9 protein-coding genes are annotated in these 7203 nt (G+C 73.9%); 6 read left to right on the plus strand and 3 right to left on the minus strand.

The window, feature by feature from the left end; all coding sequences use genetic code 11:
• Nucleotides 1-27 precede the first annotated feature (27 nt).
• Entirely contained in the window at nt 28-699 is a 672-nt protein-coding gene (locus tag ACIGO8_RS18740) for a TetR/AcrR family transcriptional regulator (protein WP_399731414.1), read from the plus strand.
• On the opposite strand, the gene ACIGO8_RS18745 is transcribed toward ACIGO8_RS18740, so the two are convergent.
• The 3 genes from ACIGO8_RS18745 to ACIGO8_RS18755 are packed head-to-tail and all read right to left on the minus strand — an operon-like array spanning nt 624 to nt 2292.
• A complete protein-coding gene (locus ACIGO8_RS18745) occupies nt 624-1385 on the minus strand; it encodes a DNA polymerase beta superfamily protein (protein WP_399731416.1) in 762 nt (253 codons plus the stop codon). The genes ACIGO8_RS18740 and ACIGO8_RS18745 overlap by 76 nt on opposite strands.
• Before the next feature lie 10 nt (nt 1386-1395).
• A complete protein-coding gene (locus ACIGO8_RS18750) occupies nt 1396-1911 on the minus strand; it encodes a Rieske (2Fe-2S) protein (RefSeq protein ID WP_399731419.1) in 516 nt (171 codons plus the stop codon).
• 45 nt (nt 1912-1956) lie between these two features.
• A complete protein-coding gene (locus tag ACIGO8_RS18755; protein WP_399731422.1) occupies nt 1957-2292 on the minus strand; it encodes a DUF952 domain-containing protein in 336 nt (111 codons plus the stop codon).
• Nucleotides 2293-2596: 304 nt separating this feature from the next.
• Between ACIGO8_RS18755 and aroH the strand changes: the two genes are divergently transcribed.
• The 5 genes from aroH to der all read left to right on the plus strand — a co-directional run bounded on the left by aroH (nt 2597) and on the right by der (nt 7096).
• The gene (gene aroH / locus ACIGO8_RS18760) at nt 2597-2959 is read left to right on the plus strand and encodes a chorismate mutase (protein WP_399731425.1); all 363 of its coding nucleotides are present in this window, start codon (nt 2597-2599) and stop codon (nt 2957-2959) included.
• Complete coding sequence (locus ACIGO8_RS18765) at nt 2956-4044, plus strand: prephenate dehydrogenase (protein ID WP_399731428.1); 1089 nt, start codon at nt 2956-2958, stop codon at nt 4042-4044. Before aroH ends, ACIGO8_RS18765 begins: the two co-directional genes overlap by 4 nt.
• A gap of 206 nt (nt 4045-4250) precedes the next feature.
• Nucleotides 4251-4937 (plus strand): (d)CMP kinase, encoded by a 687-nt coding sequence (gene cmk / locus ACIGO8_RS18770; RefSeq protein ID WP_399731431.1) that lies wholly within the window; start codon nt 4251-4253, stop codon nt 4935-4937.
• 53 nt (nt 4938-4990) lie between these two features.
• Nucleotides 4991-5578 carry a lysophospholipid acyltransferase family protein gene (locus tag ACIGO8_RS18775; RefSeq protein WP_399732400.1) on the plus strand — a complete coding sequence of 196 codons (588 nt, stop codon included), beginning with the start codon at nt 4991-4993 and terminating at the stop codon, nt 5576-5578.
• Between the two features lie 69 nt (nt 5579-5647).
• Nucleotides 5648-7096, plus strand: coding sequence for a ribosome biogenesis GTPase Der (gene der, locus ACIGO8_RS18780; protein ID WP_399731433.1), 1449 nt, complete (start codon nt 5648-5650; stop codon nt 7094-7096).
• Nucleotides 7097-7203 lie beyond the last annotated feature (107 nt).

Raw genomic sequence — 7203 nt, forward strand, 5'->3', positions numbered from 1 at the left:
ACCGGGGCGGTGTCTATAGTGAGTCGGGTGACTGACTCAGTGAAGCCGCGGGTGCGCGCCGCGGCCGACAAGCGCCGGCGACTGACGGCCGCGGCGGCCCGGGTCCTGCACGAACAGGGCGTCGAGCGGACCACGCTGGCCGACATCGCACGCGCCGCCGACGTTCCGGTCGGAAACGTCTACTACTACTTCAAGACCAAGGACGACCTGGTCCTTGCCGCGCTCGCCGAACACGGCGCCCACCTCGACCGGCTCACCGGCGGCCTGGAGCGGCTGCCCGACCCGCGCGACCGGCTCAAGGGCCTGGTCGAGGCGTGGGTGGGGCAGCGCGAGACGGCCGCCCGCTACGGCTGCCCCACCGGCACCCTGGCCGCCGAGCTCGACAAGCGCGCCGACGGCACCCTCGACGCCGAGGCGGGCGCGGTGATGCGGCGCCTCCTGGAGTGGGCGGCCGGGCAGTTCCGCGCCCTGGGGCTGGCCGACCCCGACGGCCTGGCCCTCACCCTCGTCTCCGCCTACCAGGGCATGTCGCTCCTGGCCAACGCCCTGCGTGAGCCGGACGTCATGGCACGCGAGGGCGCCCGGCTGCTGCGGTGGCTGGACTCGCTTCAGACTCCCGCAGGTCAGGCCGCCGAGGCCGGACCGGAGCCCAGGTCCGCGACCAGGGCGGAGTCCGCGGCAGGGGACGCGGCGGGCTGAAGCTCGTGCAGGGCCGAGGCGCGGCGGGCGCGGATCAGGAAGTCCTGGACGCGGGCGTGGTCCGGCGCCTCGGGAAGCGGGCTGCCGGTGTGGGCCCGGTCGGCCTCGTCCTGGAGGCGGTTCATCCAGGCCTCCACCTCCGGCCACGCCACCTCGCCGCGCTTGACCGCCAGCAGCCGCTCGCGGTCCTCGCCCACGTCGACCCGTAGCTCGCCGCTGCGCAGCAGGTCACGGCAGCTGGTCAGCAGACGGAGCAGATGCATGGCGTGCTTCCAGCGCGGGGCGCCGTACTGGCGGACGTCCGCGTCGAGCTTGCGGCGCTGCCCGACCGCGTACCGCACGAAGGTGGCGTGCGAGCGGCGGGAGAGGAAGGCGCCGCGCAGGTCGAGCAGTTCGCGGCCGAGCGCGTCGGCGTGCTCGACGACGGGCGAGTGCAGGCACTCCAGGACGTTCGGGTTGTTGCGCAGCGCCAGCTCGCAGAAGCGTTCCAGCTCCCAGCTGAACTGCTCGTCCGCCGGGCCCTCGACGTGCGCCGGCGGTTTGTCGAAGTGCCAGAACAGCGGGGTCGGGGCGAGGTACACGCCCCGGCGGTCGACGTCGCTGCCCTCGGTCGCCAGACCGAACGCGCGCGACCCCATGACGCAGGAGTAGATCGTGTGGTCGCGCACCAGTTCCTCGGGAGTCATGCGCGACAGGTTAGGTCAGGGTGATCGTTCCGGACGACACCGTGATCTGCTCGGCCGGGAGCGGGCGGGGCGCCGGGCCCGCGGCCACCGAGCCGTCGGCGATGCGGTACTTGGAGCCGTGGCAGGGACAGTCGATGGTGCCGTCGGCCACCTTGTCCACCAGGCAGCCCTGGTGGGTGCAGACCGCCGAGAAGGCCTTGAACTCGCCCTTCGCGGGCTGGGTGACCACGACCTTCTCGTCCTTGAAGACGGTGCCGCCGCCGACCGGGATGTCGGAGGTCTTCGCGAGCGGCGGACGCCCGGAGGCGGACGAGGACGGAGACGCCGACGCCGATGCGGATGCCGATGCCGACTCCGACGAGGACGGCGACGGCGACGTGGTGGCCGCGGCCGGTGTCGACCGCGTCGGGCTCTCGCTCGTACCGTCCGATCCGTCGTCACCGCACCCGGTGACCAGGACCGTGCCGGCGACGAGGGCCGCGCGGCGGGACAGGCGGAGCGGGCGGGGCTGGGCGTCAGCAGTCATGCCGACCAGCTTGGCCACCCGCCGGTCCGGCGCGCCGCAACACGCCTACGCCCAGGGCGCCAGCTCCCTCGCACGGCCGTCCCCGTCCCGCCGCACCTCCAGGACCGCCGTGACCGCCGCCCGCTCGACCGGCCCGTACACATGCGGGAAGAGCATGCCCTCCGAGCCCTCCCAGCGGACCTCGCCGGACAGCCGCGACTCGTCGATCACCAGGACCAGGAGCGGCCCCGGCACGTCCCGGTAGTGGCCGTCGGCGATCGCCAGGGCCGCGGGCTCGTCCGGCGAGCAGTGGACGAAGCCCTCCGCGGCGAGCGACGGCGGAGCGTAGGGACGATCGGGATCGGCGGACCATTCGTCCAGCGGTACGACGTGCAGCAACATGCCGACAGTTGTACCCCGCGCCGGGCGGACCGCCGGGCCGGACCGGGGTGCCGACCGCGGTGACGGCCTTGATCCCGGCCGCGGTGACGGCCTTGATGCCGGCCGCGGTGGCGGCGCGACCCGGCCTCGGCGAGATTGGCGTCAGCGGCCTCGCCGGCCCCGGCCCCGACCGTCTCGCCGGCGCCGGACCGTCTCGTAGGGCGGGCGCCGCGACGGCGGCCCCGCACGGCTGACTAGGCTGGCCGGCGGAGCACCGACGCGGGCGACGCGGACGATGTGAGGCACGAGCACGAGGAGTGACGAGGTGGCGGTACGAGCGGTCCGAGGCGCCGTCCAGCTGGAGCGGGACGACGCCGGGCACATGCGCGAGCAGGTCGAGGAGCTGCTCACCGCCGTGCTCGAACGCAACGGACTGACCGCCGACGACCTCATCAGCATCTGGTTCACGGCCACGCCCGACCTCCACAGCGACTTCCCGGCCGCTGCGGCCCGCCGCATCGGGATCGTGGACGTCCCCCTGATCTGTGCCCAGGAACTCGACATCGAGGGCGCGATGCCGAGGGTCGTACGGCTCCTCGCGCACGTCGAGTCGGAACTGCCCAAGTCCCGGATCGCGCACGTCTACCTCGGCGCCGCGGCCGCCCTGCGCAAGGACATCGCCCAGTGAGAACCGCGCTCGTCATCGGAACCGGCCTGATCGGCACCTCGGCGGCGCTCGCGCTCGCCGGGCGGGGCATCACCGTCCACCTGCGCGACCACGACCCGGCACGGGCCCGCACCGCCGCCGCGCTCGGCGCCGGCACCGACGAGGCGCCCGACGGCCCGGTGGACCTCGTCATCGTGGCCGTACCGCCCGCGCACGTCGCCGGCACGCTCGCCGAGGCGATCCGGGCCGGGCTCGGCCGCGGCTACCTGGACGTGGCCAGCGTCAAGGGCGGACCCAAGCGGGAACTGCTCGAGCTGGGCCTCGACCTCACCGCGTACATCGGGACCCACCCGATGTCCGGCAAGGAGCGCTCCGGGCCGCTCGCCGCCACCGCCGACCTCTTCGAGGGCCGGCCCTGGGTGCTCACCCCGACCCGCGACACCGACACCGAGGTCCTCAACCTCGCGCTCGAACTGGTCGCCCTGTGCCGGGCCGTCCCCGTCGTCATGGACGCCGACGCCCACGACAAGGCCGTCGCGCTCGTCTCGCACACCCCTCAGCTGGTGTCCTCCATGGTGGCCGCCCGGCTCGAGAGCGCCGACGAGACGGCCGTACGCCTGTGCGGGCAGGGCATCCGTGACGTCACCCGCATCGCCGCCTCCGACCCGCGCATGTGGGTCGAGATCCTCTCCGCCAACCCGGGACCGGTCGCCGACGTCCTCGCGGGCGTCGCCGCCGACCTGGACGAGACGGTCCAGGCGCTGCGCGCGCTCGAGTCCGGCGACGACGCCAAGCGCCGGGCCGGCGCCTCCGGCGTGGAGGACGTGCTGCGCCGCGGCAACGCCGGCCGGGCCCGCGTGCCCGGCAAGCACGGCGCCGCCCCGACCGCGTACGAGACCGTCGCCGTCCTCATCAGCGACCAGCCCGGCGAGCTGGCCCGCATCTTCGCCGACGCCGGCCGCGCGGGCGTCAACATCGAGGACGTGCGCATCGAGCACGCCACCGGCCAGCAGGCCGGTCTGGTCCAGCTCATGGTGACGCCCTCGGCGGTCGCCGCCCTGAGCGAGGCCCTGCGGGAGCGGGGCTGGGCGCTGCGGACCTCCTGACGGGAGCCTCCGACGGGACCTCCCGGAGCCACCGCCCGCCCCAGGGCCCCGGCGGCCCACCCGGCGGCCTTCCGGGCGGCCCGCCCGGCCGCCGCACGGCCTCGGCGCACGCTGGGCCGAACGGGTGCGGGGGACTCGGTAACCTTGGGGGAGTCCCCGCGTGTCCCGCCGGGGGCTCCCGCTCACCCAGGAAGGCGTTCCCCACCGTGGAAACCGTGATCGTCGCCATCGACGGCCCCTCCGGCACGGGCAAGTCGAGCACCTCGAAGGCGGTTGCCGCCAAGCTGGGGCTGAGCTACCTCGACACCGGGGCCCAGTACCGGGCCATCACCTGGTGGATGATCAGCAACGGCGTCGACGTGAACGACGCCGACGCGGTCGCCAACGCCGCCGCCAAGCCCGTCATCGTCTCCGGCACCGACCCGTCCCGCCCCACCATCACCGTGGACGGCGTCGACGCCTCCGGACCCATCCGCACCGAGGAGGTCACCTCCAAGGTCAGCGCCGTCAGCGCCGTGCCCGAGGTGCGGAGCCTGATCACGGAGCTCCAGCGGTCCATCGCCAAGGGCGCCGAGCTCGGCATCGTCGTCGAGGGCCGGGACATCGGCACCACCGTGCTGCCCGACGCCGACCTCAAGATCTTCCTCACCGCCTCGCCCGAGGCCCGCGCCGCCCGCCGCTCCGGCGAGCTCAAGGGCGCAGACGTGCACGCCACCCAGCAGGCCCTGATCAAGCGGGACGCGGCCGACTCCAGCCGCAAGACCTCCCCGCTCGCCAAGGCCGGCGACGCCGTCGAGGTCGACACCACCGACCTCACCCTCGACCAGGTCATCGAGTGCGTCGTCACCCTGGTGGAGGAGAAGCGGAGCCAGAAGCGGGCGGCCGCCCGGTGACCCAGCCCTCCGAGAAGGGCGCCGCCGTCGGCCGCGGCATCGGCATCGGACTGATGTACGGCCTGTGGAGACCGCGCGTCCTCGGCGCCTGGCGGGTCCCGTCCTCCGGGCCCGTCATCCTCGCCGTCAACCACGCGCACAACCTCGACGGCCCCATGCTCATGGGCACCGCTCCCCGGCCCGTGCACTTCCTCATCAAGAAGGAGGCGTTCGTCGGGCCGCTCGGCACCTTCCTGGAAGGCATCGGGCAGCTCAAGGTGGACCGGCACTCCACCGACCGCACCGCCATAGGCAACGCCCTCGGCGTCCTGGAGAACGGCGGCGTCCTCGGGATCTTCCCCGAGGGCACCCGCGGCGAGGGCGACTTCGCCTCGCTGAGGGCCGGCCTCGCCTACTTCGCGGTCCGCAGCGGCGCCCCGATCGTTCCCGTCGCGGTGCTGGGCAGCACCGACCGGCCCGGACGGCTGGTCAAGGCTCTGCCCCGGCTGCGCAGCCGGGTCGACGTCGTCTTCGGCGACGCCTTCGCCGCCGGGGACGGCAGCGGCCGGCGCACCCGCAAGGCGCTGGACGAGGCGACCGTCCGCATCCAGGAACGGCTCACCGACCACCTGAAAAACGCCAGGCGCCTCACCGGGCGCTGAGCGACACTCTGAGTAGTGGGACCCGGCGACGGGGCCCCACCGACCACGAATGATCAAGGAACGGACTTCATGAACGACCAGCACGACCACGGGGCACTTGGCGACGCCGAGTACGCGGAGTTCATGGAGCTCGCCGCGGAAGAGGGCTTCGACGTCGACGACGTCGAGGGCGCGATCGAGGAGGCCGGCCACGGCCCGCTCCCCGTGCTCGCCGTCGTCGGCCGCCCGAACGTCGGCAAGTCGACCCTGGTGAACCGCATCATCGGCCGCCGCGAGGCCGTCGTCGAGGACCGCCCGGGCGTCACCCGCGACCGCGTCACCTACGAGGCCGAGTGGGCCGGCCGCCGCTTCAAGGTCGTCGACACCGGCGGCTGGGAGCAGGACGTCCTCGGCATCGACGCCTCCGTGGCCGCCCAGGCCGAGTACGCCATCGAGGCCGCCGACGCCTGCCTCTTCGTCGTGGACGCCACCGTCGGCGCCACCGACACCGACGAGGCCGTCGTCAAGCTGCTCCGCCGCGCGGGCAAGCCGGTCGTCCTCGCCGCGAACAAGGTCGACGGCCAGTCCGGCGAGGCCGACGCCGCCATGCTGTGGTCCCTCGGCCTCGGCGAGCCGTTCCCGGTCTCCTCGCTGCACGGCCGCGGCACCGGCGACCTCCTCGACGAGGTCCTGAAGGCGCTGCCCGAGGCCCCCGAGCAGCGCTTCGGCAACGCCGTCGGCGGCCCGCGCCGCATCGCCCTCATCGGCCGCCCCAACGTCGGCAAGTCCTCCCTCCTCAACAAGGTGGCGGGCGAGGACCGCGTCGTCGTCAACGAGCTGGCCGGCACCACCCGCGACCCGGTCGACGAGCTGATCGAGCTCGGCGGCAAGACCTGGAAGTTCGTGGACACCGCGGGCATCCGCAAGAAGGTTCACCTCCAGGAGGGCGCGGACTACTACGCCTCCCTGCGCACCGCCGCCGCGGTCGAGAAGGCGGAGGTGGCCGTCATCCTCATCGACACCACCGACCACATCTCGGTCCAGGACCAGCGCATCATCACCATGGCCGTCGAGTCGGGCCGCGCCATCGTCATCGCCTACAACAAGTGGGACGAGCTCGACGAGGAGCGCCGCTACTACCTCGAGCGCGAGATCGAGACCGAGATGCAGCAGGTCTCCTGGGCGCCCCGGGTCAACGTCTCCGCCAAGACCGGCCGCCACATGGAGAAGCTCGTCCCGGCGATCGAGACCGCGCTCGCCGGCTGGGAGACCCGGGTCCCCACCGGCCGGCTCAACGCCTTCCTTGGCGAGCTCGTCGCCGCCCACCCGCACCCGATCCGCGGCGGCAAGCAGCCCCGCATCCTGTTCGGCACCCAGGCGGGCACCAAGCCGCCCCGGTTCGTGCTCTTCGCCTCCGGCTTCCTCGAGGCGGGCTACCGCCGTTTCGTCGAGCGCCGCCTGCGCGAGGAGTTCGGCTTCGAGGGCACCCCGATCCACATCTCGGTGCGGGTGCGCGAGAAGCGCGGCAAGAAGAAGTAACGCGGCGCGGACGCCGTACGGCCGGGGGGGGGGGGGGGCGGGGCGCCCCCCCCCCCCCCCGGGGGGGGGGGGGGGGGGGGGGGGGGGGGGGTCGGGCCACCAGGGCG

The organism is Streptomyces sp. NPDC053493 (genome assembly GCF_044544825.1).
Lineage (GTDB): Bacteria > Actinomycetota > Actinomycetes > Streptomycetales > Streptomycetaceae > Streptomyces.